Below are 25,696 nucleotides of genomic sequence, written 5' to 3' on the forward strand. Positions count from 1 at the left end.
GCCGATGGCCGAGGCCAAGCTGCGGATCGACAAATGGCTGTGGCAGGCGCGGTTCTTTAAGACCCGCAGCCTGGCCGCCAAACAAGTCAGCGGTGGCCATGTCCGGCTGAACGGAAACAGGGTCCTGAAACCGGCACAGCCGGTGGGGCCTGGGGACGTTCTGACCTTTCCACAGGGGCGGGTTGTACGCGTTGTACGTGTCGAAAAACTGGGAGAACGCCGTGGTCCGGCGACCGAGGCCCAGACATTGTACTTCGATTTGACGGAAAAGAAGGACGCGCCGCCCAGAAACCCAGGATTCGAGGGAAAAGGTCGTCCGACTAAGAAAGATCGACGCGCGCTTGATCTTTCTCGTACTTCTGAGGGCTGATCAACCTTGAAGAGGTCGTAATACTGGATTAGCTAATCGCCCAAACCGCAAATGGGATTCCAACTATGACCTATGTCGTCACCGAAAACTGCATTGGCTGCAAATACACCGATTGCGTTGAAGTATGCCCGGTGGACTGTTTCTATGAAGGTGAGAACACGCTGGTCATTCACCCTGACGAATGCATCGACTGTGGCGTGTGTGAACCCGAATGCCCCGCTGACGCAATCCGCCCCGATACTGAGCCGGGTATGGAGCAGTGGGTCGAGTTCAATCGTAAGTATTCGGAAATGTGGCCGGTGATCGTGACCAAGAAAGATCCGCTGCCCGAGGCCGAAGAACGCGACGGCGAAGAGGGTAAAATGGAGAAGTATTTCTCGGAAGCGCCCGGCGAAGGTGGCTAAGCGATTCGCGCTCTGAACTTGTTAGTTCAGATGCAAAAACAACTTGCAGTGCTTTGAAAAACATACAGTTTTGCGTCCGGAAACGGGCGTGACCTTTCAAGTGCCGCAATTTTGTGATATAATTCTAAGCTGAACGATGAACGAGATGGGGATGTACTCCGTAAGTATGATTGCTTTGGAGTTCTGATTTTGTGACAAAATAGCCGCCTGACGGAGCCGAGAAAAGCTCCGGCAAGGTCTTTTGTCGTCCGCATCTTGCTCTGTAACTAAGGATGAACCTGTATGTCTAAGTCGAAAAAGCTTGAGTTCCGCCCGAATGACTATGTTGTCTACCCTGCGCATGGCGTGGGTCAGATCATCTCGATCGAAGAACAAGAAGTCGCGGGATACTCGCTTGAGCTGTTCGTCATCTCCTTTGAAAAAGACAAGATGACCCTGCGGGTGCCGACGAACAAGGTCACCGAATCCGGCCTGCGGTCGCTTAGCTCGCCTGATGTTATCAGCCAAGCGATGAAAACACTGAAGGGCAAGGCCAAGGTAAAACGCGCCATGTGGTCTCGTCGGGCGCAAGAATACGAACAAAAGATCAACTCAGGCGATCTCATCTCAATCGCTGAAGTGGTTCGTGACCTGCACCGTACCGACGACCAACGCGAGCAGAGCTATTCCGAGCGACAGCTATATGAAGCGGCACTGGAACGCCTGACCCGCGAAGTGGCCGCGGTGTCTGGTGCGGGAGAGGTTTCGGCAGCAAAACAAGTAGATGAGGTTCTGACCTCGCGCGCTGCCTGATCGTGTTGAAATTGGAAATTCTGGCCGCTCCTGAAAGGGAGCGGCTTTTTTGTGTCTGCTCTTGGTGAAATCCGCGTTTACCGTTAATTTTCCAACAGCTAGAGGCGGATGCATGGTCAGATTGAAGCAAGCCGTTAAGTTTCTGTACGTCGCGCACGATCCGATTTCGGTCTGGTTTCGTTATTGCCTGATTTTGTTTGATGCTGCCTCGATCGTGTTTTTCGTGGCTACGGCCAACGTACCGCATGGTCCGGGTATCACCATTGCCAGCATTTGTGTTGGTTTTGTTATTTTACTGGATTTTTTGGCACGCCTGTGGATTGCGAAGGACCGTTGGAAACTGCTGCGCAAAATATACACGCTGGCAGATATAGTCGTGATCGCATCATTGCTTCTTGACCCGTTCTTGCCCGGAAACTTGGCTTTTGTACGAATTCTTCGCGCTTTGCGGCTGATCCACTCCTATCACCTGCTAAGGGATTTGCGGCGTGACAGTCAGTTCTTTCGAACGCACGAGGATGCCGTCATTGCGGCCATTAATCTTCTTGTATTCGTATTTGCAACGTCCACCGCAGTGCTGGTGTTTTTCATACCCGACGATAGTCAACATGCCTATATCGACGCTCTGTACTTTACGATGGCGACCCTGACCACAACCGGATTTGGTGATATCACCTTGGCGACGCCCGGCGGTAAGTTGTTTTCCGTTTTTATAATGGTTGTTGGGGTGGCTTTGTTCGTTCGTTTGGCGCAGGCGATTTTCATGCCGCAGAAGGTACGTCACAAATGCCCCAACTGCGGTCTTTATCGCCATGATCCAGATGCGGTACACTGCAAGCACTGCGGGGACACAATTAAGATCGAAACAGGGGGGACATCTTAAAGCGCAGCTACTGCTGCGGAAAGAAATGCAAGCTCTGCCAGTTGTTGCGTTGCGCCCAGAATGTCACCTGTCTGACCACCAATCTTTGCGCGCGCTGTCGCGGCGAGCCCGGCTACAACCAGCGCAGCCATTATCGCAGCCCAAATAGAACTGGCTCCCATCAGAAGAACGGCGCAGATCAAGGCTAGTACTAAACCTGTCATTGTCGTCACAACTTTTGGCCCCCCGACTGAATGGCTGAGACCACTGTTTCGTGCATTCGGTAGGGCAGTCATCAAAATCGGCATAAACGCGCGGGACATGACGCAGGCAGCAAGGATTGCGGCATAGGCACCGGCCATTAACAGCGTCGTGATCAGCACGACCCGTGCAAGCTGCGAAAACATCAGTGCCAAAACGCCATAGGTGCCGATGTGACTGTCTTTCATGATCTCCAGCCGGCGCTCTGGGTTGAAGCCGCCCCACAGACCATCAACTGTGTCGGCCAAACCGTCTTCATGCATGGCGCCTGTGGTTATAACCAGAACTGAAACCAAAAGAACGGCACAAGCCATTGCGGGCAGATTGAAAGCCATCGCGCCCCAACCGACACTACAGGCCAGAAGGCCCACCACAAGTCCAGCCACCGGAAAAGCCCACGCGGCAGCAGCCTGCCGCGCAAAGACCCTGTCTGGCAGATGGGGGACGGGCAGGCGGGTTAACAGGACTAGCGCTAGGGGAATATCCCATACGGAAAACAGTTTGGTGTCGTTTTTGTGCACTCCCGCGCCTTTCGGGGTCTTGTTGGACTGGACACTTCGGTTAAACACACAGGACCACGCTGATGCAATGAGGCTTTGAATGCTGCCCGAACTTATTGATCTGAAATCCTTCCGCGACGCCCTTAGCCAAGCTCCGGGTCCGGATGGTGCCGCCCTGCAAGGGGCAGCTGAACGCAACGGGCAATTGACCAAACCGCCAGGTGCGTTGGGTCGGCTTGAGGATTTGGCGATCTGGTATGCGGGCTGGCGTGGGAATGCCCGCCCTCAGATTACCGCTTCGCAGGTAATTGTATTTGCAGGAAACCATGGCGTCACGGCACAGGGTGTATCGGCGTTTCCTCCGGAAGTGACTGTTCAGATGGTGATGAACTTTGAACACGGCGGCGCCGCGATAAATCAGTTGGCAAAATCTGCGGGTGCTTCGATGGATGTGCATGCTTTGGAGCTGGAGCGCCCAACCGCAGACTTTACGGTCGGTCCCGCCATGACCGAGGACGAGTTGCTGCAGGCTCTGCGCACTGGTTGGGATGCCGTCAATACCAAGGCAGACCTTTTGGTGGTTGGCGAGATGGGGATTGGCAACACAACCCCGGCCGCAGCAATTGCCTGCGCTTTGTTCGGCGGAGAAGCGGCAGATTGGACCGGGCGTGGCACAGGCGTGGATGATGCTGGATTGGCCAACAAAACCCGCGTTGTAGCCGACGGGGTCGCGCTGCATTCAGATGCAGGAGATGGGTTGGACATTCTGCGGTGTTTGGGAGGTCGTGAGATCGCGGCTATGGCCGGAGCCATCGCAGCCGCGCGCGTTCTTCGCATTCCAGTCATTTTGGACGGCTTCATATGCTCGGCGGCAGCAGCTTGTCTGGCAGATGTTTCCTCCGGAGCGTTGGACCACGCGGTTGCGGGTCACCAAAGCGCGGAAGGTGCGCACGGAGCAGTACTAGACAAGTTGGGCAAGCAACCTTTGTTGAACCTCGGTCTTCGACTGGGCGAGGGCTCGGGCGGAGCTTTGGCTATCAACATTCTGAAAAGCGCGGTTGCGTGCCATTCGGGTATGGCAACCTTTGCCGAGGCCGGAGTTTCGGACAGCTAACAAAATCTGACTGATCTGCATTCGTGATCAGGCAGATTTCTGGGCATGCTTTTCAGCCAGTTCCAGCAGCTCGGTTTCGAGCTGCTTTTCGAACTGCTGCGCACGTTCAATGTATTTTTTGTTCTCAGCCGTCGGCATGCCGGGTATCCAAAGCTCGGCCAAGTCCCGGATCGAGGCCCGGTCGTGGTGGTAGAAGGTCTGCTCGGCTTGCGCGGCCTCATATTCGCTGAGACCGATATTCTCGAGCACATAGCGTCCAGCGCGCAGTGAGCTGTCAAACATCTCGCGCACGATGTCATTGGCACCGGCTTGGTATAGCTCATACACGTGGGTGCGGTCATGCGCACGGGCGATGATGTGTAGGTCCGGGCGCTGGCGTCGTGCAAAGCTGACCAAACGGGTCACAGTCTTGCGGTCGTCCATCGCAGCAACCAGAACGGCGGCTTTATCAAGCCCCGCTGCGCGCAGCAATTCGGGCCTTGTCGGATCGCCCAGGAAGCCTTTCACGCCAAAGCGGCGCATCAGTTGGATAGTTTCGATATCATGATCTAGAACGATGGTTTTGAAACCGCTGGCGCGCACCAGCCGGTTCACGATTTGACCAAAACGTCCAATTCCAGCGATGATCACAGGGCCTTTCTCGTCGATCTCGTCTGGTTCCACCTGCGGGGCCCCTTCGCCGATCCGCCGTGACAGTAGGTCGTAAATTATGAACAAAAGAGGCGTGATCAGCATCGTAAGGGCGATGATCATAAGCAATTTCTGCGACAAGTCAGGCGGGATGACGTTCTGTTGCGTGGAGAAAGCCAGCAGGACAAAGCCAAACTCACCGGCCTGTGCGAGGCCGAGAGTAAACAACCAATGGTCCCGCCCGCGAAGCTTAAACGCACGTCCGACTAAGAACAGGATGATCCCTTTTGTAAGGATTACAAGAAGTGCTAGCCCAATCAGCTCCAACGGGTCATTGAAGAAATAAGCGATGTCGATTCCTGCGCCGACAGTAATGAAGAACAAACCCAGGAACAGCCCCTTAAAGGGCTCAAGATCGCTTTCCATTTCGTGCCGGAATTCCGAGCTGGCTAGAACAACGCCTGCCAGAAACGCGCCCAAAGCGGGCGAAAGGCCGACGAGGGTCATCAGGAAAGAAATTCCGACCACGATCATCAAAGCCAACGCGGTGTACATCTCGCGTAGGCGGGTTGCGTGGATGAAACGGAATAGTGGGCGAGTGAGGTAAACACCGGCAAGAATGACGAAGGCAATCGCGCCGATTGTAACAAGTGTGACGGCCCAACCGGGTAGCCCATCGACTAGGGACAGGCTGTGATGCGCGGTGTCATGCAGATCTTTCACGCCCCGGTCGATTGACCCGTCAGCTTCCAGATGTGGCAAGGCAGGTAACGCCAGCAGAGGAAGCAGCGCCAGAATTGGGATGACGGCAATATCCTGCGTCAGCAGCACCGAAAATGTCGCGCGACCACCATTCGTTTGCATCAACCCCTTTTCTGACAGGGTTTGAAGTACGATAGCCGTCGAGGACAGCGACAACGTCAATCCAACAGCTAGAGCAACCGACCAAGGATGATTGGCATACATCGCGACACAGGCGATCGCAACGGTCGATAACCCAACCTGCAAGCCGCCCAGACCTAAAAGTCTGTCGCGCATATCCCAAAGGGCACGTGGTTCCAGTTCTAGCCCGATAAGGAACAGCATCATGACCACGCCAAATTCGGCGACGTGTTGCAGGCTTTCCGTTTCTGCTCCGACAAGGCCGAACACTGGACCGATAATGATCCCTGCGGCCAGATAACCAAGCACGGACCCCAACCCCAGACGGGCCGACAACGGCACGGCGATCACGGCAGCAGCCAAATAGATCGAAGCCTGGTAGAGGAAATCGTCCATGTCGGTCCTTTCGATCAGGTCAGGTGGGCAAAGGGGCGTCGCGTTTCAGTTGATCCATCACGATCTGGCTTTGAACCCGTGCCACCGCAGGATGCGGCAGTATCACCTGATGAAGCAAGCGATTGAGTGCGGCTAGATCGTCGCAATAGACGTGCAGCAGATAGTCTGCCTCTCCGGTCATCGTCCAAGCGCTGGTGATCTCGGGCCTCGCATTTACCATCCGGGCAAATCCTTCGGATTGCTCTGGGCCGTGTGTCCCCAAATGCACCTGAACGAATCCTTGAACATGTAGCCCGAGTTTCAGTGGGTCCAACCGTGCGGCATATCCAGTGATGTAGCCCTCGGCCTCAAGCCGTTGCCGCCTACGGCCGGCTTGGCTGGGGGAAAGGTTCAACATCTCGCCCAGTTGATGCGCGGTTAAATGAGCGTCCACCTGCAGGGCAGACAGCAGGCGCATGTCGGTGGAATCCAGCATATGCGGAATTTCTCCATAAAATGTCGAAACGGTGCGGGGTTTGCGCGCTCAAGGGTAGTTTACAGCAAAACTATGCGCAGAAACAGCGTTAGATAAGGAGTATTTTTGAATCAGCAAAGAAATTCCTGTTTTTAGGAGAACCGCCATGGGCCCTTTCCCTCATAACGCACCGAAATCTGTGATTAGCAAAGAGAACCCCGTGGGCACGGACGGGTTTGAGTTTGTGGAGTTTGCCCATCCCGATCCGCAGGAATTGCGCGACCTGTTCGGCAAGATGGGTTTTGAAATAGTGGCGCACCATACAGACAAGCCAGCGATTGAGTTATGGCAGCAAGGGGACGTGACTTACATCCTCAATGCCGACCCTGAGAGTTTCGCTGCACGCTTTGCCGAAGAACATGGCCCCTGTGCATCGGCGATGGGCTGGCGTGTTGTGGACGCCCAGAAAGCTTATGAGCATGCCGTGTCCAATGGTGCTGAGCCATATGACGCGGGGGACAAGGTCATGGATGTTCCTGCGATCAAGGGGATTGGCGGCTCGTTGATCTACTTCGTCGATCAGTACCACGACGTGTCGCCCTATAACCAGGAATTCACCTGGACGACACAGTCCAAGCCGCGCGGCGATGGGTTTTACTACCTCGATCACCTGACCCACAACGTCTACCGCGGAAATATGGACAAATGGTTTGCGTTCTACGAACGGCTGTTCAATTTCCGTGAAATCCGCTTCTTTGACATTCAAGGCAAATATACTGGTCTTTATAGCCGCGCACTGACGTCTCCTTGCGGACGTATTCGCATCCCGATCAACGAGGATCGGGGGGAGACTGGGCAGATTGTATCCTACCTCAACAAATACAAGGGCGAGGGTATTCAGCACATCGCGGTGGGCAGTGAGGACATTTATGCCTCGACCGACGCGATTGCTGAGAAGGGGTTGAAATTTATGCCGGGTCCGAACCAGGCTTACTATGATATGTCCAAGGATCGTGTTGCTGATCACGAAGAACCGCTGGACCGGATGATGAAACACGGCATCCTTATCGATGGTGAAGGGGTTCTGGACGGCGGCGAGACCAGAATCCTGCTGCAGATATTCTCGAAAACCGTGATCGGGCCGATCTTTTTCGAATTCATCCAGCGCAAAGGCGATGATGGGTTCGGTGAGGGGAACTTTCAGGCGCTGTTCGAATCTATCGAGCGCGAACAGATTGAAAGCGGCGAAATTTCAGCAGCTTGATAGCGTGACATGAAGTTGTATGGGCGGGCAAGCCGCCCGTGCACTTATCCCCGCGGCATTTGCAGGGTCACGTTCCTACCTTTTTTCTGGTACCGCAACTCAGTATCGCCAATCGCGATGACCCTGCCGCCATCCAGCCTGTCTCCGACTTTCAGCTTTTTATAGCGGCCGCTGGGTAAACGTACCAAGGCCCGGCGATTGGCAGGTGTACCATAAACCCCGATCAAGTTGAGCTTGCGTAGGTTCAGCGCGTTGTCGATTGTCGCTTGCCGTGCAACTGACGCAGATGATGGGATTTTGGGCGAAACAGCCCTTGGCTGGAAGGACCCGGCTTCGTCCTGGGCAATTGCGGCTGTCGACCCCAGGTTGGCTGTTTGGGTTCCAGGAGATGGCGCTATCCCCGCCGGACGGGATTTCGGGCGCGGGACGCGGACCACGGCAAGAGCAGTTGGCGTGTAGTCGATTTCTTCTTGCTGCAGGGATGCGGGGCGCACCTTGGGGCGGAGAACCGCAAGTTCTTCACGTGTGCGACCACCCAGTTGTTGACGCTCGAACCGTTCGATCAGGTCTCTGGGGCGGAGTTTGGGGCGCAATTCAGCCAGCCTGTCCGAGGATCCCTCGGGTGTTGGTTCTTCTTCGAACCGCACGGGCGGTTCCGGCGGAACTTTCGACGGTCGCCCTAAAAACACCATGACCCCAGCTGGGTTAAGCGTACCTTCGACGCTGGGCGTGACTAGACCACGATCATCCAATTCGAACCGGGTGCCGGCAGCACTGGGCAGCGCGACCTGTTCAAATGGGGCGTCTGTGGCGAAACTCTCACTTGGTGGAAGCGCAATCGCGTCGTTCGACAGATCCGAGTTATCGACGGACGCAAGATAAGGTTCATCTTCGGGGGCAAGTGGCGGGGCGACCAATGGATCGGGCGTGAAAACGAAAACGTCAGTTCCCGATGAAGGCTCTTGTTGTTCAGAGTCGCCAGAAATCTCGTCAACCACTGTTGGCGCGATGTTCAACGCTTCGAGGATTGCAGCGTCTGTAGGCGATAAATCAGTTGGAGGCGCAACAGCTTCGTCTGTTTGGCTGGATGCAACCTCTGATGTGTCTTCAGGTGTTTTTGTCGTGGGAGTTTCAGTTTCTGGTGAAACCGCTGTTACTGTGTCGGTGTCAACTTCTGGTGCTGCGGTTTCGTCTTCGGTTTGAATCGTTTGTGGGATGGGTTGTTCAGCGGGGTCTGACCCAGTCAGCGCCCAGACGCCTAGTACTGCGGCAACGGCAAAAACAGCTGCCGCCGGAACTGCGTAGCGCTTGGCGTTTGGCTTTGCGGTCGCGTTGGCGGGTACGCCCGATTCTGGCGCAGATTTGAACGTCTCTACCGGTGAGATATCGGCAATAGGATGGGCACTAGGGGACGGATCCGTGGCCTCAGAAGGTGCTTTATCGGCAGCGGCTTCGACCACTAGCGTCGATTTTTCAGGCGCCAAAAACTGTGGCTCTGTTGGGAAAACGTCAGGATCAGCTTTTGCTGTTACCTGAACGGGAATAAACCCGTGCTCGGATGCAAAATCTTGGGCTTCGTCCAATGTCTGCTTGGTGACAGCGGCCACGTAAGCGGTGAATCCAATGGTAGCAGAATCAAAGACAAGCTCATCGATTGAATAAGGTGTGGCCTCGGCCAGCTCAGCCTGCACTTGTTGTACGCTTTCCCCGGGCAATTGCCCGTTCGTTTCCGAAGACAGGAAACGAACCTGATCAGAAGGGATAATAAGTTTACAGTTAAGGTTGTTTTCCAAGGCAAAGGCCTTGTCGCGCAAAGCATGTAGCTGTTCATTCAAATCTTGTGCGCCCAGAGCAACCTCACCAATGCAAAACCAATCGTCATCCGATTGATGGTGCACAGAAATTTCAGTTGCAGAAAAAGACAGCGCAAAGGCGGGTTTCATATTCCCGAGGAACCATAATTGTCAGCATCAATGCAAACGGGTTTCCGTCCGCAGACTGACATTAAAGCAGGATCCCGCCGAGGGAAAGAAAAAGCCGGGCGTTCCCCTTGTTCCTTAGGCCATGGCAGCCCCATGTTGAACGTGAAGAAACGGGAGGGAAGACGTTGAAGAAAATTGCTTTTTTGGCCGCTGCGATGGCTGTGATCGCAGCAGGTATAGCCCATGCGGAAGAACGTCGCATCACCGTGGACGCAGTCGGAACAGTTCAAGCTGCGCCAGACATGGCGACGATCACATTGGGTGTGACAAACGAAGATTCTCAGGCATCGAATGCGATGCAGGCAACATCCGATGCAGTGGCGCAGATTCTCAAACGGCTGGAAGATATGGGGATTGAGGCACGAGACGTTCAGACCCGCGATTTGTCGTTGTCTCCGGTCTGGTCCGGGCGCAACAATTCCAGCAGTGAGCGGCCCGAAATTTCCGGTTTCGTTGCCTCGAACAACGTTCAGGTCCGTGTGCGCGATCTGACTCAGCTTGGTTCAATTTTGGACGCGGTTATTCAGGATGGGGCCAACAACTTTGGCGGGCTGAGCTTTGGTGTTCAAGATCCAGCGCCGCTACAGGCGCAGGCGCGTGCCAAGGCTGTGGCCGAGGCGACCGTGAAGGCCGAGCAACTTGCGCAGGCGGCCAATGTGACCTTGGGCGGTGTTCAAAAGATCAACGAGCAGGTCGGCGGCGTGCATCCGGCACCGCAGATGCGTGCCATGGCAATGTCTGAAGCAGGCAATGTACCAGTCGCAGGAGGCGAGATTTCGGTTTCTGTTAACGTTTCGATGGAATTCGGAATTTCGGACTAACCCGCAGCACGGGCCTTCAGTGGTACTCGTTGCTGGCCCGTCTGATCGAAATTGTCCGGAGACAACCAAGCCTCGAACGCACTGCGAATACGGGGCCACTCACTGTCGAGAATTGAATACCACGCCGTATCCCGGTTGCGACCTTTATAGTGAGTGGCCTGACGAAAGATACCTTCGAAGGAAAAGCCCAACCGCTCAGCTGCACGACAGGACGCGGCGTTCAGTGCATCACATTTCCATTCATACCTACGATAGCCGAGCTCGTCGAAAACGCGGCGCATCATGAGGAACATTGTTTCAGTCGATTGCGGGCTGCGCTGTAACAGGGGTGAGAAGTGGATATGCCCGACCTCGATCACTCCCGCTGCGGGGTTGATCCGTAAAAACGAAGCCATACCGACTGGTGTGTCATTGCTATCAAGAACTGTATGGAACATCGGGTCGGCATCCATGCAGGTGGCGCGCGTCCAATCCTCAAATTCTTGTTCACTGCCGAATGGCCCATAAGGCAGGTAAGTCCAGTTGCGACCGTCCGTGTCGTTGGCAAACGCCCGGAACAATCCGGGCGAATGCCGGTTCACATCAAGTGGCACGACAGAGCAATACTGTCCTTCCATCGGCGTGTAAGGTGGAGTCGGGCGAGGGAACTCACCCGAAACCGGCAAGCCGATTGGTTGACCCAGATCGTTGGTGTCGTGCCCGCTCATGCCCTAGGCCGAAGCTTTGGCCAGCGCCTGATCCAGATCAGCGATCAGATCGTTGGCGTCTTCGATTCCGATGGAAACACGTACGACGCCCGGCCCTGCACCTGCCGCTTCTTGCTGTTCGGGTGAGAGCTGACGGTGCGTGGTAGACGCAGAGTGGATAATCAGCGACCGTGCATCGCCCAAGTTGGCGACGTGGCTGAAAATCTCCAAAGCGTTTACCAGCTTTATGCAAGCTTCATAGCCACCCTTGACGGCAAAGGTGAACAGCGCGCCGGCACCCTTCTTGTACTGCGCCTTGACCCGATCATGATAGGGTGACGATGGCAGACCTGCGTAGGTCACATATTCCACGCGATCATCCGCTTCGAGCCACGCAGCGATCTTCTGGGCGTTCTCGACATGGCGCTCCATCCGCAGGGACAGCGTCTCAATCCCCATCAGCGTGTAATGCGCGGCTTGCGGGTTCATCGTCATACCCAAGTCACGCAGGCCGATGGCTATACCGTGGAAGGTAAAGGCCAGCGGTCCAAACGTCTCATGGAATTTGAGACCGTGATAGGCCTGTTCCGGCTCGCTCAGCGATGGGAATTTTCCATTCGCCGACCAGTCGAACTTACCCGAATCCACGATGCAGCCACCGGTCACAGTACCGTTGCCGGTCAGATATTTTGTGGTGGAATGCACGACCAAAGTCGCGCCATGTTCGATGGGGCGGCACAGATACGGCGTAGCCGAAGTGTTGTCGACAATAAGCGGAATTCCAGCCTCGTCTGCTAAATCAGCCAAAGCGCGAATATCGGTAACGTATCCGCCGGGGTTGGCAATAGATTCACAGAACACTGCGCGGGTGTTTTCGTCGATCGCGTCCTTCACTGCGTCTAGATCGTCGGTATCCACAAATTTCGCCGACCAGCCAAAACGTTTGATCGTCTGGCTGAACTGCGTGACGGTACCACCATAAAGGCGGGTAGAGGCCACTACATTGCAACCTGGACCCATCAGCGGGAAAAGCGCCATGATTTGTGCGGCGTGACCCGATGAACAGCAAACAGCGCCGACGCCACCTTCCAATGTTGCGACGCGTTCCTGCAGAACGGCAACCGTCGGGTTGGTCAGGCGGGAATAGATGAAACCAACCTCTTGTAGATTGAACAACGCGGCCGCGTGATCGGCGTCGCGGAATACGTAAGCAGTCGTTTGATAGATCGGTGTCTGACGAGCACCTGTTGCCGGATCGGGCCGAGCCCCTGCGTGAATCTGCAGCGTGTCAAAACCGTAAGTAGGGCCGTCTGACATCGTCTCAATCTCCTGTTCGAATGTGAGTCGCGGAATCTCTAAGCGATTGAACGCGTTTGCACAACGACCCAGTCAGCGCATCCATAGGCCATTGTTTCGGATTGTATTGCGAATAGCCTGTTCGCGCTTAGGTAGATTGTTGCGGTCGAATAAATCGCGTACCTTGTGACCCTTTCGTTGAAGGACCAACTTTTTGATCGGATCGTACGTCTTAAGAACTTTCTTGACCCGGTTTGGGGCCACCACGGTTTCCAAAACCTCGACCACATGGTCGCTCTCACGTGCATAGAGCAGTGGAAACAGGCGATAATGACAACTGACAGTACCGTCCAGAAGACCAATGGGCAGCGCATCACGTCCGCCGCCAAAGGAATGTATGACCAAGGGCAGCGCTACTTGATCTAGCCAGGGATCTAGGTTCTGTCCGGCTAGTTCTGGTATTTCTTCATCTCGGATTGTTCGGGCGTATTCCAGAAAACGCTCTCCGAATTGCCGCGGGCAGGAATGGAAGAAATAACCTGCGTTGAAATACAAATACCGACGCCAGTAATCCAAGGGTTGAGAGGTGTCCAAAGAGCTTTCGAAATCCAGCCCAAATCTGCGATAAAGGGCGCTCCAAATAGTATCGAGTCCGGGGCCGTAGAGAGTGGGCTTCGGCCAAGTGCCTTCGACTTTTAACGAAGCACCGGGGCGGCCGAAGTCAAAAGGTACAGAGTCGAGGTCACCAGTGATCAGCGTATCACTGTCAAAAAAGACAAAGGGTTCATCTTCGGGCAGGGCGCGCAGTGCTTCAATCTTGTTCCCATACGGATAGCTCTGACCGAATACATGGTTTTCGAAGGGCAATACCTCTGCATCCAACTGTCGTAGAGCTTTCAGCAAATCCTCATTTCGGATGCTTGGGTCCTGCTGCCATCTAGGGCCGGGCTGCGGTACGGCCACAAACAATCGGCCCGCGAAATTCGGAGAGCTGTGGCGTAGAGACGCCGCGAACAATAGCGCCTCATATTGAAGCCGGTTGTTTTGTCCGATGATGACGATGTTGAACTTGGGATTGTTGGCCTGCATCGGATGACTTTCGGGTAGGGGGCCGCTGACCGGCACCGCTCGGGTTTCATTCGACCTACAGCACGACGCAGTGCCCGTCAAAACCGGATGCAGAAAATTTTGAATCCGCGGAAATGAAGACGGATTTGAACCGCGCCGCTGATGCTTGAACGCTTGGATTTCGTTAGATGCAAGAAAAACAGGCGATTTTTACCAAAATCCATGTGAAACGACGCTGTTTTTCAGATTTTTACCGATTTTAAGAATTTTACCAATTGATAAAAAATTAGATTGTGGCAAGCTGAGAGCATAACAAACATATCTACAGGGAGTAGAGCGATGGCACAGGGCCAGATGGTCTCCGGGATTGTCTCCGGGCGGCTTTCCAGCGATGAGCTGACATCGAATTTTACAGATCTGCATCCACCTTTGGCCGCGCACGAGGCAGCTGTGGCAGCGGATCGTTGCTATTTTTGCTATGACGCGCCATGCGTGACGGCCTGTCCGACAGACATCGATATTCCGTTGTTCATGCGACAGATTCAGGCCGGGCAACCCGAAGCTGCGGGTGAAACCATTTTGGCGCAGAACATTCTAGGTGGAATGTGTGCCCGTGTGTGTCCAACCGAGACGCTGTGCGAAGAAGCATGCGTGCGTGAGGCGGCGGAAGGCGCGCCAGTCGAGATTGGCCTTCTGCAGCGCTATGCGACGGACAGCGTCATGGTTGCTGGGGATCATCCCTTTGAGCGGGCTGCGCCGACTGGTAAGAACATTGCCGTGGTTGGGGCTGGGCCTGCGGGACTGGCCTGCGCACACCGTCTTGCAATGCTAGGGCATGAAGTCGTGATACACGAAAGCAAGCCCAAACCCGGCGGTCTGAACGAATATGGCATCGCTGCTTATAAATCGACTGACGATTTTGCGCAGGCCGAGGTTGACTGGCTTCTGAAGATCGGCGGCATCACAATCGAGACCGGCTCGGTGCTGGGCGAGGGGATTTCCTTGGAAGGCTTGGTCGAGAATTACGATGCAGTCTTTTTGTCCATTGGCCTAGCTGGCGTGAACGCTTTGCGGGCAGAAGGGGTCGAAAAAGAAGGCGTCCGGTTTGCCGTCAACTTCATCTCGGACGTGCGTCAGGCCTCTGACCTGGCGCACCTACCGGTCGGGCGCAATGTGGTCGTGATTGGTGGCGGTATGACTGCTGTGGACGCTGCGGTAAAGTCTAAACTGTTGGGCGCTGAGCATGTTACTATCGCTTATCGCCGCGATCGCGATGCCATGGGTGCAAGCCGTTACGAACAGGACTTGGCAGCCTCGCACGGAGTTAAGATCATGACCAATGTTCAGCCCGTCGCAGTTCATGGAAACGGGTCGGCGGCTGAGATTGAACTAGAGTATACGTCCAGCCACGATGGTCGGTTAACTGGCACAGGTGAGACCGTTCGGTTGGCAGCGGATCAGGTGCTCAAGGCGATCGGTCAGAAGCTGGAAGGCGCACCAGACGGTCTGGAACTGGATGGTAACAAGATTGCGGTGACCGGAGCCGGACGAACCTCGATGACCGGTGTCTGGGCCGGGGGCGATTGCGCGGCGGGTGGTGAAGACCTGACCGTGACTGCCGTGGCCGAGGGTCGTGACGCCGCGATGGATATCCACGCAAGCCTGACCGTGTGAAACCAACAGATAAAGATGCAGTTCTGCATCAGGGAGGCCGGATAAATGGCTGATTTAAAATCAAACTTTTTGGGAATCGAAAGTCCAAACCCGTACTGGCTGGCCTCGGCGCCGCCAACCGACAAAGAATACAACGTCCGCCGCGCCTTTGAGGCTGGATGGGGTGGCGTAGTGTGGAAAACGCTTGGGTCCGAAGGGCCTCCGGTCGTGAACGTAAACGGGCCACGCTATGGCGCGATCTATGGCGCGGATCGGCGGCTGCTGGGCTTGAACAACATCGAACTGATCACCGACCGCCCACTTGAGACGAACCTTGAAGAGATTGCGCGGGTCAAATCCGATTATCCGGATCGAGCGCTGATCGTCTCGCTTATGGTGCCATGTGAGGAGGAGGCGTGGAAAGCAATCCTGCCGCGCGTTGCGGAAACCGGGGCGGACGGTATTGAACTGAACTTCGGCTGTCCGCATGGGATGAGCGAGCGCGGCATGGGATCTGCCGTGGGGCAGGTACCCGAATACATCGAGATGGTCACGCGGTGGTGCAAAAAGTACTATGACCGCCCGGTCATCGTGAAGCTGACGCCGAACATCACAGATATTCGCAAACCTGCGGAAGCTGCAAGGAATGGCGGTGCGGATGCAGTGTCATTGATTAACACGATCAACTCGATCACCAGCGTCAACCTGGATACGTTCAGCCCCGAGCCGTCGATTGACGGCAAAGGCAGTCACGGCGGCTATTGTGGTCCTGCTGTTAAGCCCATCGCATTGTCGATGGTGTCCGAGATTTCGCGGGCGCAGGCAACGCACGGCTTGCCGATCTCTGGTATTGGCGGCGTGACCACATGGCGCGACGCGGCAGAGTTCATGGCGTTGGGATGTGGCAACGTTCAGGTTTGCACCGCGGCTATGACCTATGGTTTCAAAATCATCGACGAACTTACTGCTGGTCTGTCCAAATGGATGGATGAGAAAGGTTATACAGACGTGTCGCAGATCGTGGGTCTTGCGGTGCCGAATGTAACGGACTGGCAGTATCTGAACCTGAACTATGTGGCCAAGGCCAAGATTGATCAGGACCAGTGCATCAAGTGCGGCCGCTGCTATGCGGCGTGCGAAGATACCAGCCATCAGGCAATTTCCATGTCCGAAGATCGCGTGTTTGAAGTCATGGATGACGAATGCGTGGCTTGCAACCTTTGCGTCGATGTTTGCCCGGTCGAAGGGTGTATTTCGATGGAGCCGATGAAGGCCGGTGAAATCGATCCACGCACAGGGCTGGAAGTGCAGCCCGACTATGCCAACTGGACGACGCATCCAAATAACCCAATGGCTAAAGCCGCCGAATAATGCGTTGGGAAAGAACGAAAGGGGCCAATTGAAGGCCCCTTTTTCTATGGCGTCAGCAGTTTGCGATAAAGCGTGTCGATGAACGGTTCAGCACCATCGAAAGGATCTTCTTCACCCAAGATTGCGCGAACCTGAACGTCGAAGTCAGCATAGTGCTGCGTCAGTGCCCAGACCGAAAAAATCAAGTGGTAGGGATGCAGCCGCGCGATTTTGCCCTGATCCATCCACCGGGTTAGAATTGCGGTCTTTTCGTCCACTAAGTCTTTCAGGTCGCTCGACAAAGAGTCGTGAATACGGGGTGCGCCCTGCACCAGTTCATTTGCAAAAAGCCGGCTTTCGCGGGGTAAATCCCTGCTCATTTGGAGTTTTCTGCGAATGTAAGAAAGGATTTCTTCCATTGGGTCGCCGTCAGAATCCAGATCGTGCAAAGGAGCCAGCCACGTTTCCAGCAGACCAGACAGCAGGGCGGTGTGAATCGCTTCTTTCGACGGGAAATAATATAGAAGGTTTGGCTTGCTCAGCCCGGCTTCGGTTGCAATCTGATCTACAGTCGCACCACGAAAGCCGTGGGCAGAAAACACGTTTAAGGCAGCCTCAAGAATCGCGGCGCGGTTTTTTTTCTGAATTCGGGTCGGGGCGCGATCCTTGGGCATGTTTTCTGCGTGTCTCTTTTTTTGCCATGAGGGGGCTAATTATGCCGAAAATTGCGGCGGCACCATGCAATTTCTTGACTGATGTCTAACCCGTGATAGCGTGAGTTTGACCATATGGTCAAATCAAGACACCAAAAGCGAGCCAAATCGCAAGCAACAGGGAAAACTTCAATGGCAGCTCCGGCGCAGAACCTCAGGATCAATGGCGACAGGTTGTGGGACAGCCTGATGGAAATGGCCAAGATTGGACCGGGTGTCGCAGGGGGCAACAACCGCCAGACTTTAACTGACGAAGATGCCGAAGGCCGCGCTTTGTTCCAGAAATGGTGCGAGGACGCAGATTGCTCGATGGGCGTGGATCAAATGGGCAACATGTTTGCCCGCCGCGAAGGCACTGATCCCGACGCATTGCCGGTTTACGTGGGCTCGCATTTGGACACGCAACCGACGGGCGGGAAGTATGACGGCGTCCTGGGCGTATTGGGTGGGCTGGAGATCATTCGAACCCTCAACGATTTGGCTATCAAGACTAAGCATCCCATCGTAGCGACGAACTGGACCAATGAAGAAGGCACGCGCTATGCCCCTGCAATGCTGTCTTCGGGTGTGTTCGCGGGGATGCATACGCAGGATTGGGCTTACGATCGCGAGGACGCCGAAGGTAAGAAGTTTGGTGACGAACTCCAACGTATCGGCTGGCGCGGCGATGAAGAGGTTGGGGCGCGTAAAATGCATGCGTTCTTTGAACTACATATCGAACAAGGGCCGATTTTGGAGGCGCAGGGCAAGGATATTGGTGTTGTCACGCACGGTCAGGGCCTGAGTTGGACGCAGATCACGGTGACCGGTAAAGACGCCCATACAGGTTCAACGCCGATGCCGATGCGTAAGAATGCTGGTCTGGCGATGGCGCGTATACTTGAAAAGGTGGATGAGATTGCTTGGTCGCACGCGCCCCATGCCGTGGGTGCGGCCGGACATATCGATGTTTATCCGAACTCGCGTAATGTTATCCCTGGAAAGGTGGTATTCACCGTCGATTTCCGGTCTCCGGATTTGGATGTGATTACGGATATGGAGAACCGTCTTCGTATAGCTGCAGAGGCTATTGTTGAAGAAATGGGCTTGCAGATCGAGTTTGAGAAAGTTGGCGGATTTGATCCGGTGAAATTCGATGACGATTGCGTGGCTGCAGTTCGGGATGCGGCAGATAGGTTGGGGTATTCCCATACTGACATTATCTCGGGCGCAGGGCATGATGCGTGTTGGATCAATCGCGTGGCACCCACCGCAATGGTCATGTGCCCGTGCGTGGACGGGTTAAGCCATAACGAGGCTGAAGAGATCAGCAAGGAATGGGCCGCGGCCGGTGCGGATGTCCTGTTTCATGCGGTCGTCGAGACGGCGGAGATCGTGGAATAGGGGGCGCTGCCCCCGTCGCCCACTGGGCGACTCCCCCGGGATATTTTTAGCCAGATGAAGCAAGCGGCACAGACCGCGTCAGGGAGATTAAAATGAGCACTGTTATCAAAAACGGAACGGTTGTGACCGCCGATCTTTCCTACAAAGCGGATGTGTTGGTTGAAGGTGGCGAGATCACCGAAATCGGGATGGACTTGAAGGGTGACAAGGAACTGGATGCAACCGGCTGCTACGTTATGCCGGGCGGGATTGACCCGCACACGCATCTGGAGATGCCGTTTATGGGCACGTATTCAAGCGACGACTTCGAAAGTGGGACTCGGGCGGCCTTGGCTGGCGGTACCACGATGGTGGTGGACTTTGCATTGCCGAACCCTGGCGAAGGCCTGTTGGATGCGCTCAAACGCTGGGATAACAAGTCGACCCGCGCGAACTGTGACTACTCTTTCCACATGGCTGTAACCTGGTGGGGCGAGCAGGTGTTCGATGACATCAAAACGGTGATCGAGACGCGTGGGATCAACACATTCAAGCACTTTATGGCCTACAAGGGCGCGCTGATGGTGAATGACGATGAGCTTTTCGCGTCGTTCAAGCGTTTGGCCGAGCTGGGTGGCATCGCCATGGTGCATGCCGAGAATGGTGATGTGGTCGCCGAACTCAGTGCCAAACTGCTGGCCGAAGGAAACACAGGTCCTGAAGCCCATGCATATTCTCGTCCCCCGCAGGTAGAAGGCGAAGCGACAAACAGGGCCATCATGATTGCGGACATGGCCGGTGTTCCTCTTTATGTCGTGCATACATCTTGTGAAGAAGCGCATGAGGCCATTCGTCGGGCTAAAATGCAAGGCAAGCGGGTGTGGGGCGAGCCCTTGATCCAGCATCTTACGTTGGACGAAAGTGAGTATTTCCATCACGACTGGGATCATGCCGCACGGCGGGTCATGAGCCCTCCGTTCCGGAATAAGCAGCATCAGGACAGCCTTTGGAACGGTTTGCATTCAGGAACATTAAGCGTTGTGGCGACTGACCATTGCGCGTTCACGACCGAACAGAAACGCTATGGCGTCGGGGATTTCACCAAGATTCCGAATGGAACCGGCGGGCTGGAAGACCGGATGCCAATGCTGTGGACGCATGGTGTGAACACAGGGCGATTGACCATGAATGAATTCGTCGCGGTTACGTCAACAAATATCGCTAAGATATTGAATTGCTATCCAAAAAAGGGAGCGATTCTAGTGGGTGCTGACGCAGACATCGTTGTTTGGGATCCTGAAAAGACAAAAACGATTAGCGCAAACACACAGCAGTCTGCAATTGACTACAACGTTTTCGAGGGTAAAGAGGTCAAAGGTTTGCCGCGCTTTACGCTGACGCGGGGCCAGGTGGCCGTACATGACGGGGAAATCCGTACTCAGGAAGGTCATGGCGAGTTTGTAGCGCGCGAACCAAACGGTCACGTGAATAGGGCACTGAGTACGTGGAAAGAACTAACTGCACCACGACCGATCGAGCGGACAGGTATCCCGGCAACGGGGGTCTGAGGTGCGTCGGTTGTCCTTGGGGTGACCCAAAGCCAAACCTTTTCAAGGCAATGGAATGAATACTGAAAGCACTACCCAGTCCGTCATCGAGGCAAGAAATCTCGACCTAACCTTCCAAACCAACGACGGGCCGGTTCATGCCCTCAAGGATGTTAATCTAACGATCGATAAAGGTGATTTCGTCAGCTTCATCGGGCCCTCGGGCTGTGGAAAGACTACATTTTTGCGTTGCATTGCGGCGCTGGAAACACCGACCGGGGGTACATTGACCGTCAATGGAATGACCCCGGATGAGGCGCGTCGGAACAGGGCCTATGGGTATGTGTTCCAAGCAGCAGGGCTATACCCGTGGCGGACCATTGCCAAGAATATAAAACTGCCGCTTGAGATCATGGGGTACTCGGCGGCGGAACAAAACGATCGCGTTAAGAACGTACTTGAACTTGTTGATCTAGAAGGGTTTGGTGGAAAATTCCCTTGGCAGCTTTCTGGCGGTATGCAGCAACGGGCCAGCATCGCGCGGGCACTAGCATTTGATGCTGATATCCTACTGATGGACGAACCCTTTGGCGCCTTGGATGAGATCGTTCGCGATCACTTGAACGAGCAGCTTCTGGAACTGTGGGCGCGGACAGCGAAGACCATTGGCTTCGTGACGCACTCGATCCCCGAGGCGGTTTACCTGAGTACCAAGATCGTCGTGATGAGCCCGCGCCCAGGGCGGATTACCGATGTGATCGACAGCCCGCTGCCGAAGGAGCGTCCCCTGGATATCCGCGATACGCCGGAATTCATCGAAGTGGCCCATCGCGTGCGTGAGGGTCTGAGGGCAGGGCATGCCGATGACTAGTGCGGGGATCAGAGCTGTTTGGGCCGTCCTGACCGTAGTGGGCGTTATTATCCTATTCTGGTACGCCGCAAGCGTGCCGATGAACATCAAGGGCGTCCTGACCGAGTTTGAACGGGCTGGAGAGCAGGTCGATCCACCCAAAGCGGTCGACCGACGCGACATGAGCGAGTTCGAGCTGGTGATCGATAACCCCTACGCCATCGACGAAACCTGGGAGCAAGACCGTCCACGTCTGCCGGCTCCGCATCAGGTGGCCGAAGAGTTGTGGGAGACGACGGTTGAAAAGAAGATTACCTCGAAAAGATCGCTTATCTATCATGCGTGGGTAACACTTAGCGCTACTATGCTTGGGTTCGCGATTGGTACCGGTTTGGGTATTCTGTTGGCCATTGGCATTGTCCATAGCCGCGTGATGGATCTGTCGGTCATGCCCTGGGCTATCGTCAGCCAGACCATACCGATCATCGCTCTGGCGCCAATGATCATTGTGGTTCTGTATTCGGTGGGTATTCAGGGCATCATCCCAAAGGCCATCATCTCGGCTTATTTGAGCTTCTTCCCCGTGGTCGTAGGCATGGTCAAAGGCCTGCGCAGCCCGGATGCGATGCAGTTGGACTTGTTGCGCACCTACAATGCAAGCCGATCTCAAGGCTTCTGGAAACTGCGGTTGCCAGCGTCGATGCCATACCTGTTTACATCACTAAAAATTGGCATCGCGGCTTCGCTTGTCGGGGCCATCGTTGGCGAGTTGCCAACCGGGGCGGTTGCTGGTCTGGGCGCGCGGCTGTTGGCAGGCAGCTATTACGGGCAGACAGTGCAAATCTGGTCGGCTCTGTTTGCGGCGGCGATTCTGGCCGGATGCCTGGTTGGACTGCTGGGGCTGATCGAACGGGCCGTTCTCAGACGGATGGGGATGGCGCAATGACACTAGTTCTGTGTGCGATCCTTCTGTGGCTGTCCGGTTGGTGGTTGAACTCTCGTCTGGCCAGCGGGCCGTATGCGGATACTCAGGTGGTGCGGTTTTTGGCACCACTGATATTTGGCCTGACCATCGTTGGGATTTGGGAACTGGTGGTACGCGGACTGGACGTGCCGCTTGTCATTCTGCCTGCGCCCTCAGTAATCGCAGTGCGCTTTGCTGACAGCTTGCCAATTCTATGGGCAGACTTCGTGCAGACAATCATCAAAGGGGCGCTTAGCGGGTATATCATCGGTTGCGGGTCTGCTTTCCTTGTTGCGATTGCTGTAGACAGGTGGGATTTTCTGCGGCTCGGGTTGTTGCCGGTGGGGAACTTCGTTGCGGCTCTGCCGATTGTGGGGACTGCCCCCATTTTGGTGATGTGGTTCGGGTTTGATTGGCATTCGAAGGCCGCGGTTGTCGTTGTGATGGTGTTCTTCCCCATGCTGGTGAATACTGTGGCCGGTCTACGCGAGGCCACAGCCATGCAGCGCGACCTGATGGAGACCTACGCGGCGACCTATTGGCAAAGCTTTTTGAAGCTGCGCTTGCCTGCAGCGATGCCGTTTATTTTCAACGGGCTAAAGATTTCTACCACTCTGGCGTTAATCGGCGCTATCGTGGCCGAGTTCTTTGGTTCGCCCATCGTCGGCATGGGCTTTCGAATTTCAACCAGTGTTGGGCAACTTTCACTGGACATGGTCTGGGCCGAGATCGTTGTGGCTGCGCTGGCCGGGACGGCGTTCTATGGGGTGGTCGCTATGATCGAAAAGGCCGTGACCTTCTGGCACCCGTCGCAACGCGGATAACAAGACTTTAACAGACCCCAAAAAAAACGGGGCGATAACAGCAACTAGGAGAAATGAAGATGAATAAGTTATTCAGCGGGGCGATCACCGCTTTTACTATGGCAGCCAGCACAGCGCTGGCGGCGGACGAGGTGACTTTGCAGTTGAAATGGGTCGGTCAGGCGCAGTTCGCTGGGTACTTCGTGGCAGAGGCAAAAGGCTTCTATGATGAAGAGGGGCTGGATGTCACCATCAAGCCGGGCGGTCCGGACATCGCCCCGGAGCAAGTTATCGCGGGCGGTGGGGCCGACGTCATCACAACATGGATGGCGGCAGGGTTGGCGGCGCGCGAACGTGGCGTTCCTTTGGTCAATATAGCACAACCCTTTAAAACCGGCGGTTTGCAAGTCAATTGTCTTAAGTCAACTGGAGTGGAATCTCCCCAGGACTTTCCTGGGCGGACGATGGGTGTCTGGTTCTTCGGGAACGAGTATCCATTCTATGCCTGGATGGCCTCCCTTGGTATCGAAACGGATGGCGCGGACGACAACGGTGTCACAGTTTTGAAACAGGCATTTTCGGCTGACCCGTTGATCCAAGGACAGGCGGATTGCATCTCGACCATGACTTACAACGAGTACCGCCAAATCCTGCAGGCCGGGATCTCACCAGAAGAACTAGTGACTTTTAACTATCTGCAAATGGGCTTCGGTATGCTCGAAGACGGGTTGTACGTCATGGAAGAAAATTTGGATGACCCCGCATTTGTGGACAAGATGGAGCGGTTTGTCCGCGCGTCGATGAAAGGTTGGCAATACGCGGCTGAAAATCAGGAGGAGGCGGCCGAAATCGTTCTGGAATTCGATGAAACAGGGGCGCAGGAGTTGGACCATCAGGTCTACATGATGGGTGAAGTTGCAAAGTTGATCGAAGGCTCGGATGGATCGCTAGACCCTGCCGACTATGAACAAACAGTCAAAACGCTTCTCTCGGCAGTTTCTGCAGAGAATCCAGCAATCACCAAAGAACCCGATGGCGCCTGGACCCATCAGATCACAGATGCGGCACTGAACTGAATCCATTTCCAGTTGAGATTTTACGCGGCTCCGTTCGGGGCCGCGTTTTCTTTTGATTGTGTCGGAAACGTTTCTGTACTTGGCGCGCAGCTACGCTAGTATTATTATGAAATAACGCGCATTCTGTACGCATTATCGATCTGGCGGAGTAAAATGCAGGTATTTGCAGAAGAATTCAAGGCTGCGATCTTTCTGATCCTGAATGGGGATGCAGAGCTGTGGGCGATAGTGCTGTTGTCGCTTAAAGTTTCATTTTTTGCCGTGCTGATTTCATCGTTGATTGGTATGCCTGTCGGGGCCGCCTTGGCGGTAGCACGCTTTCCCGGACGAAGAGCACTGATCGTACTAATGAACGCGCTGATGGGTTTCCCACCTGTTGTTGTTGGATTGTTGGTTTATCTGATGCTGTCGCGCTCGGGTCCATTGGGTGTGCTGGAACTGCTTTACACGCCGACTGCCATGATCATCGCGCAGGTGGTTCTGGTTACTCCCATCATCGCGGCGTTGACCCGGCAAGTGGTCGAGATGTTGGCCGAGGAATACTCTGAGCAGCTCCGCTCGCTGGGCGTGTCTCGGTTGGCCTCAGTGCCGGTTTTGTTGTGGGATGCAAGACTTGCGTTGGTAACCGCACTGCTGGCCGGATTTGGACGCGCTATTGCTGAAGTTGGTGCAGTGATCATTGTCGGTGGCAACATCAACCACGTCACCCGCGTGATGACGACAACCATCGCGCTTGAAACATCCAAGGGTAATCTGGCGTTAGCACTGGCGCTTGGCGCAATCCTTATCGGTATCGCTGTCGCCGTGAATGCTATGGTCAGCACGCTAAGCCTGCGTGCTGAGCAAGAGGGGCTGCGCCATGCGTGATCTGATCTCTCACATGGCGAATTGCTTGTCGGTGGATGGGGTGAGAATTTCCCGTAAAGGCAAGACATTGCTGGATGTGGCACATCTGTCTTTGGATGGTCCTGGGCCAACCATGATTCTAGGGCCGAATGGGTCCGGGAAAAGCCTGCTGCTGCGTTGTCTGCATGGTCTGATCGTGCCTGATCGTGGGTTTGTGCGGCAGGATGGAGTGGTTCTAAATGCCGAACATAAAACTCGGCAAGGAATGGTGTTCCAACAACCTGTATTGCTGCGTCGATCGGTTGCGGCAAACCTGGACTTTGTTCTGAAACGGCAAGGCTTGCCCCGTGGCCTCCGTAAATCGCGCATAGATGAATTGTTGAGAGAAGGCGGGTTGGAAGGAAAAGCCCGGCAGTCTGCCAGATCGCTGTCGGGGGGAGAGGCACAGCGATTGGCCATACTTCGCGCCCTGGCACTGGACCCTGAGACGCTGTTTTTGGACGAACCCACCAGCGCGCTGGATCCCAGCGCCACTCAGATGATTGAACGCATGATACTGCGCGCATCGTCCCGTGGGGTTCGTATCGTCATGGTGACCCATGATATCGGGCAGGCTCGGCGGTTGGCCGCCGATATTGTGATGATGCAAGGTGGGCATGTGGTTGAACACGGGGCAGCGAAACAGGTACTGGATGCCCCCGAAAGCGACGCCTCGCGCCGTTATCTGGCAGGTGGGCTGGTCACTTAATC

25 protein-coding genes and 1 pseudogene are annotated in these 25,696 nt (G+C 55.1%); 17 read left to right on the forward strand and 9 right to left on the reverse strand.

All coding sequences use genetic code 11. The annotated features are described in order from the left end of the window. Positions 1-4 precede the first annotated feature (4 nt). The 4 genes from ACR0L3_RS04600 to ACR0L3_RS04615 all read left to right on the forward strand — a co-directional run bounded on the left by ACR0L3_RS04600 (position 5) and on the right by ACR0L3_RS04615 (position 2,449). Positions 5-370 (forward strand): RNA-binding S4 domain-containing protein, encoded by a 366-nt coding sequence (locus tag ACR0L3_RS04600; RefSeq protein WP_480744019.1) that lies wholly within the window; start codon positions 5-7, stop codon positions 368-370. Positions 371-435: 65 nt separating this feature from the next. Next, positions 436-774: a ferredoxin FdxA gene (fdxA, locus tag ACR0L3_RS04605; protein ID WP_010439399.1), complete on the forward strand. Its 339-nt coding sequence runs from the start codon at positions 436-438 to the stop codon at positions 772-774. 282 nt (positions 775-1,056) lie between these two features. Next, positions 1,057-1,566: a CarD family transcriptional regulator gene (locus ACR0L3_RS04610; protein ID WP_170381457.1), complete on the forward strand. Its 510-nt coding sequence runs from the start codon at positions 1,057-1,059 to the stop codon at positions 1,564-1,566. 112 nt (positions 1,567-1,678) lie between these two features. Further along, positions 1,679-2,449, forward strand: a complete 771-nt coding sequence (locus tag ACR0L3_RS04615) for a potassium channel family protein (RefSeq protein ID WP_480744021.1) — start codon at positions 1,679-1,681, stop codon at positions 2,447-2,449. Here the strand turns inward: ACR0L3_RS04615 and cobS are convergent. Next, positions 2,446-3,210, reverse strand: coding sequence for an adenosylcobinamide-GDP ribazoletransferase (gene cobS, locus ACR0L3_RS04620; RefSeq protein ID WP_480744023.1), 765 nt, complete (start codon positions 3,208-3,210; stop codon positions 2,446-2,448). The two genes, ACR0L3_RS04615 and cobS, sit on opposite strands and share 4 nt — an antisense overlap. Before the next feature lie 79 nt (positions 3,211-3,289). Between cobS and cobT the strand changes: the two genes are divergently transcribed. Beyond that, positions 3,290-4,303 carry a nicotinate-nucleotide--dimethylbenzimidazole phosphoribosyltransferase gene (gene cobT, locus ACR0L3_RS04625; RefSeq protein ID WP_480744025.1) on the forward strand — a complete coding sequence of 338 codons (1,014 nt, stop codon included), beginning with the start codon at positions 3,290-3,292 and terminating at the stop codon, positions 4,301-4,303. A gap of 27 nt (positions 4,304-4,330) precedes the next feature. On the opposite strand, the gene ACR0L3_RS04630 is transcribed toward cobT, so the two are convergent. Beyond that, positions 4,331-6,211 carry a monovalent cation:proton antiporter-2 (CPA2) family protein gene (locus ACR0L3_RS04630; protein WP_480744027.1) on the reverse strand — a complete coding sequence of 627 codons (1,881 nt, stop codon included), beginning with the start codon at positions 6,209-6,211 and terminating at the stop codon, positions 4,331-4,333. 19 nt (positions 6,212-6,230) lie between these two features. After that, positions 6,231-6,686, reverse strand: coding sequence for an Lrp/AsnC family transcriptional regulator (locus tag ACR0L3_RS04635; RefSeq protein WP_480744029.1), 456 nt, complete (start codon positions 6,684-6,686; stop codon positions 6,231-6,233). A gap of 145 nt (positions 6,687-6,831) precedes the next feature. On the opposite strand from ACR0L3_RS04635, the gene hppD reads away from it, so the two are divergent. After that, complete coding sequence (gene hppD, locus ACR0L3_RS04640; RefSeq protein WP_480744031.1) at positions 6,832-7,929, forward strand: 4-hydroxyphenylpyruvate dioxygenase; 1,098 nt, start codon at positions 6,832-6,834, stop codon at positions 7,927-7,929. 44 nt (positions 7,930-7,973) lie between these two features. Here hppD and ACR0L3_RS04645 read toward each other — a convergent pair whose 3' ends face one another. Beyond that, on the reverse strand, positions 7,974-9,827 hold the full coding sequence (locus tag ACR0L3_RS04645; RefSeq protein ID WP_480744032.1) for a hypothetical protein: 1,854 nt from the start codon (positions 9,825-9,827) through the stop codon (positions 7,974-7,976). Between the two features lie 209 nt (positions 9,828-10,036). On the opposite strand from ACR0L3_RS04645, the gene ACR0L3_RS04650 reads away from it, so the two are divergent. Continuing rightward, complete coding sequence (locus ACR0L3_RS04650) at positions 10,037-10,732, forward strand: SIMPL domain-containing protein (RefSeq protein WP_480744033.1); 696 nt, start codon at positions 10,037-10,039, stop codon at positions 10,730-10,732. On the opposite strand, the gene ACR0L3_RS04655 is transcribed toward ACR0L3_RS04650, so the two are convergent. The 3 genes from ACR0L3_RS04655 to ACR0L3_RS04665 form a co-directional block, all read right to left on the reverse strand. After that, a complete protein-coding gene (locus ACR0L3_RS04655; protein WP_480744035.1) occupies positions 10,729-11,439 on the reverse strand; it encodes a GNAT family N-acetyltransferase in 711 nt (236 codons plus the stop codon). The genes ACR0L3_RS04650 and ACR0L3_RS04655 overlap by 4 nt on opposite strands. 3 nt (positions 11,440-11,442) lie before the next feature. Further along, positions 11,443-12,735, reverse strand: a complete 1,293-nt coding sequence (locus tag ACR0L3_RS04660; RefSeq protein ID WP_480744037.1) for an O-acetylhomoserine aminocarboxypropyltransferase/cysteine synthase family protein — start codon at positions 12,733-12,735, stop codon at positions 11,443-11,445. A 72-nt stretch (positions 12,736-12,807) separates the two neighbouring features. Further along, positions 12,808-13,803, reverse strand: coding sequence for a hypothetical protein (locus ACR0L3_RS04665; RefSeq protein ID WP_480744039.1), 996 nt, complete (start codon positions 13,801-13,803; stop codon positions 12,808-12,810). A 318-nt stretch (positions 13,804-14,121) separates the two neighbouring features. Between ACR0L3_RS04665 and ACR0L3_RS04670 the strand changes: the two genes are divergently transcribed. Both ACR0L3_RS04670 and preA read left to right on the forward strand, forming a co-directional pair. Further along, the gene (locus tag ACR0L3_RS04670; protein WP_480744040.1) at positions 14,122-15,456 is read left to right on the forward strand and encodes an NAD(P)-dependent oxidoreductase; all 1,335 of its coding nucleotides are present in this window, start codon (positions 14,122-14,124) and stop codon (positions 15,454-15,456) included. A 45-nt stretch (positions 15,457-15,501) separates the two neighbouring features. After that, a complete protein-coding gene (preA, locus tag ACR0L3_RS04675) occupies positions 15,502-16,806 on the forward strand; it encodes an NAD-dependent dihydropyrimidine dehydrogenase subunit PreA (protein WP_480744041.1) in 1,305 nt (434 codons plus the stop codon). A 44-nt stretch (positions 16,807-16,850) separates the two neighbouring features. Here the strand turns inward: preA and ACR0L3_RS04680 are convergent, their stop codons facing one another. Together ACR0L3_RS04680 and ACR0L3_RS04685 are read right to left on the reverse strand one after the other, a co-directional pair. Further along, positions 16,851-17,234 carry a TetR family transcriptional regulator C-terminal domain-containing protein gene (locus ACR0L3_RS04680; protein ID WP_480744665.1) on the reverse strand — a complete coding sequence of 128 codons (384 nt, stop codon included), beginning with the start codon at positions 17,232-17,234 and terminating at the stop codon, positions 16,851-16,853. Positions 17,235-17,339: 105 nt separating this feature from the next. Then, positions 17,340-17,459, reverse strand: a pseudogene (locus ACR0L3_RS04685) (TetR family transcriptional regulator); the annotation flags it as partial. Positions 17,460-17,630: 171 nt separating this feature from the next. Between ACR0L3_RS04685 and ACR0L3_RS04690 the strand changes: the two are divergent. The 8 genes from ACR0L3_RS04690 (at position 17,631) to ACR0L3_RS04725 (ending at position 25,694) form a co-directional block, all read left to right on the forward strand. Then, positions 17,631-18,881, forward strand: coding sequence for a Zn-dependent hydrolase (locus ACR0L3_RS04690; protein ID WP_480744043.1), 1,251 nt, complete (start codon positions 17,631-17,633; stop codon positions 18,879-18,881). Positions 18,882-18,973: 92 nt separating this feature from the next. Then, positions 18,974-20,428 (forward strand): dihydropyrimidinase, encoded by a 1,455-nt coding sequence (gene hydA / locus ACR0L3_RS04695; protein ID WP_480744045.1) that lies wholly within the window; start codon positions 18,974-18,976, stop codon positions 20,426-20,428. Positions 20,429-20,483: 55 nt separating this feature from the next. Beyond that, positions 20,484-21,278, forward strand: a complete 795-nt coding sequence (locus ACR0L3_RS04700) for an ABC transporter ATP-binding protein (protein ID WP_480744047.1) — start codon at positions 20,484-20,486, stop codon at positions 21,276-21,278. After that, complete coding sequence (locus tag ACR0L3_RS04705) at positions 21,271-22,203, forward strand: ABC transporter permease (RefSeq protein ID WP_480744667.1); 933 nt, start codon at positions 21,271-21,273, stop codon at positions 22,201-22,203. Before ACR0L3_RS04700 ends, ACR0L3_RS04705 begins: the two co-directional genes overlap by 8 nt. Continuing rightward, a complete protein-coding gene (locus tag ACR0L3_RS04710) occupies positions 22,200-23,045 on the forward strand; it encodes an ABC transporter permease (RefSeq protein WP_480744049.1) in 846 nt (281 codons plus the stop codon). Before ACR0L3_RS04705 ends, ACR0L3_RS04710 begins: the two co-directional genes overlap by 4 nt. Positions 23,046-23,104: 59 nt before the next feature. After that, positions 23,105-24,100, forward strand: coding sequence for an ABC transporter substrate-binding protein (locus ACR0L3_RS04715; protein WP_480744051.1), 996 nt, complete (start codon positions 23,105-23,107; stop codon positions 24,098-24,100). 153 nt (positions 24,101-24,253) lie between these two features. Beyond that, complete coding sequence (locus tag ACR0L3_RS04720) at positions 24,254-24,967, forward strand: ABC transporter permease (RefSeq protein WP_480744053.1); 714 nt, start codon at positions 24,254-24,256, stop codon at positions 24,965-24,967. Continuing rightward, entirely contained in the window at positions 24,960-25,694 is a 735-nt protein-coding gene (locus ACR0L3_RS04725; protein WP_480744055.1) for an ATP-binding cassette domain-containing protein, read from the forward strand. Before ACR0L3_RS04720 ends, ACR0L3_RS04725 begins: the two co-directional genes overlap by 8 nt. Positions 25,695-25,696 lie beyond the last annotated feature (2 nt).

The sequence above is a fragment of the Ruegeria sp. CK1 genome (assembly GCF_056536545.1).

Coding starts and splice junctions, on each gene's coding strand:
- ACR0L3_RS04630 (WP_480744027.1), bottom strand. CDS start 6,211: ATGGACGATTTCCTCTACCAGGCTTCGATCTATTTGGCTGCTGCCGTG.
- ACR0L3_RS04660 (WP_480744037.1), bottom strand. CDS start 12,735: ATGTCAGACGGCCCTACTTACGGTTTTGACACGCTGCAGATTCACGCA.
- fdxA (WP_010439399.1), top strand. CDS start 436: ATGACCTATGTCGTCACCGAAAACTGCATTGGCTGCAAATACACCGAT.
- ACR0L3_RS04615 (WP_480744021.1), top strand. CDS start 1,679: ATGGTCAGATTGAAGCAAGCCGTTAAGTTTCTGTACGTCGCGCACGAT.
- preA (WP_480744041.1), top strand. CDS start 15,502: ATGGCTGATTTAAAATCAAACTTTTTGGGAATCGAAAGTCCAAACCCG.
- ACR0L3_RS04610 (WP_170381457.1), top strand. CDS start 1,057: ATGTCTAAGTCGAAAAAGCTTGAGTTCCGCCCGAATGACTATGTTGTC.
- ACR0L3_RS04725 (WP_480744055.1), top strand. CDS start 24,960: ATGCGTGATCTGATCTCTCACATGGCGAATTGCTTGTCGGTGGATGGG.
- ACR0L3_RS04720 (WP_480744053.1), top strand. CDS start 24,254: ATGCAGGTATTTGCAGAAGAATTCAAGGCTGCGATCTTTCTGATCCTG.
- ACR0L3_RS04710 (WP_480744049.1), top strand. CDS start 22,200: ATGACACTAGTTCTGTGTGCGATCCTTCTGTGGCTGTCCGGTTGGTGG.
- ACR0L3_RS04690 (WP_480744043.1), top strand. CDS start 17,631: ATGGCAGCTCCGGCGCAGAACCTCAGGATCAATGGCGACAGGTTGTGG.
- hppD (WP_480744031.1), top strand. CDS start 6,832: ATGGGCCCTTTCCCTCATAACGCACCGAAATCTGTGATTAGCAAAGAG.
- ACR0L3_RS04600 (WP_480744019.1), top strand. CDS start 5: ATGGCCGAGGCCAAGCTGCGGATCGACAAATGGCTGTGGCAGGCGCGG.
- ACR0L3_RS04700 (WP_480744047.1), top strand. CDS start 20,484: ATGAATACTGAAAGCACTACCCAGTCCGTCATCGAGGCAAGAAATCTC.
- cobT (WP_480744025.1), top strand. CDS start 3,290: ATGCTGCCCGAACTTATTGATCTGAAATCCTTCCGCGACGCCCTTAGC.
- ACR0L3_RS04635 (WP_480744029.1), bottom strand. CDS start 6,686: ATGCTGGATTCCACCGACATGCGCCTGCTGTCTGCCCTGCAGGTGGAC.
- ACR0L3_RS04715 (WP_480744051.1), top strand. CDS start 23,105: ATGAATAAGTTATTCAGCGGGGCGATCACCGCTTTTACTATGGCAGCC.
- hydA (WP_480744045.1), top strand. CDS start 18,974: ATGAGCACTGTTATCAAAAACGGAACGGTTGTGACCGCCGATCTTTCC.
- ACR0L3_RS04665 (WP_480744039.1), bottom strand. CDS start 13,803: ATGCAGGCCAACAATCCCAAGTTCAACATCGTCATCATCGGACAAAAC.
- ACR0L3_RS04705 (WP_480744667.1), top strand. CDS start 21,271: ATGACTAGTGCGGGGATCAGAGCTGTTTGGGCCGTCCTGACCGTAGTG.
- ACR0L3_RS04670 (WP_480744040.1), top strand. CDS start 14,122: ATGGCACAGGGCCAGATGGTCTCCGGGATTGTCTCCGGGCGGCTTTCC.
- ACR0L3_RS04655 (WP_480744035.1), bottom strand. CDS start 11,439: ATGAGCGGGCACGACACCAACGATCTGGGTCAACCAATCGGCTTGCCG.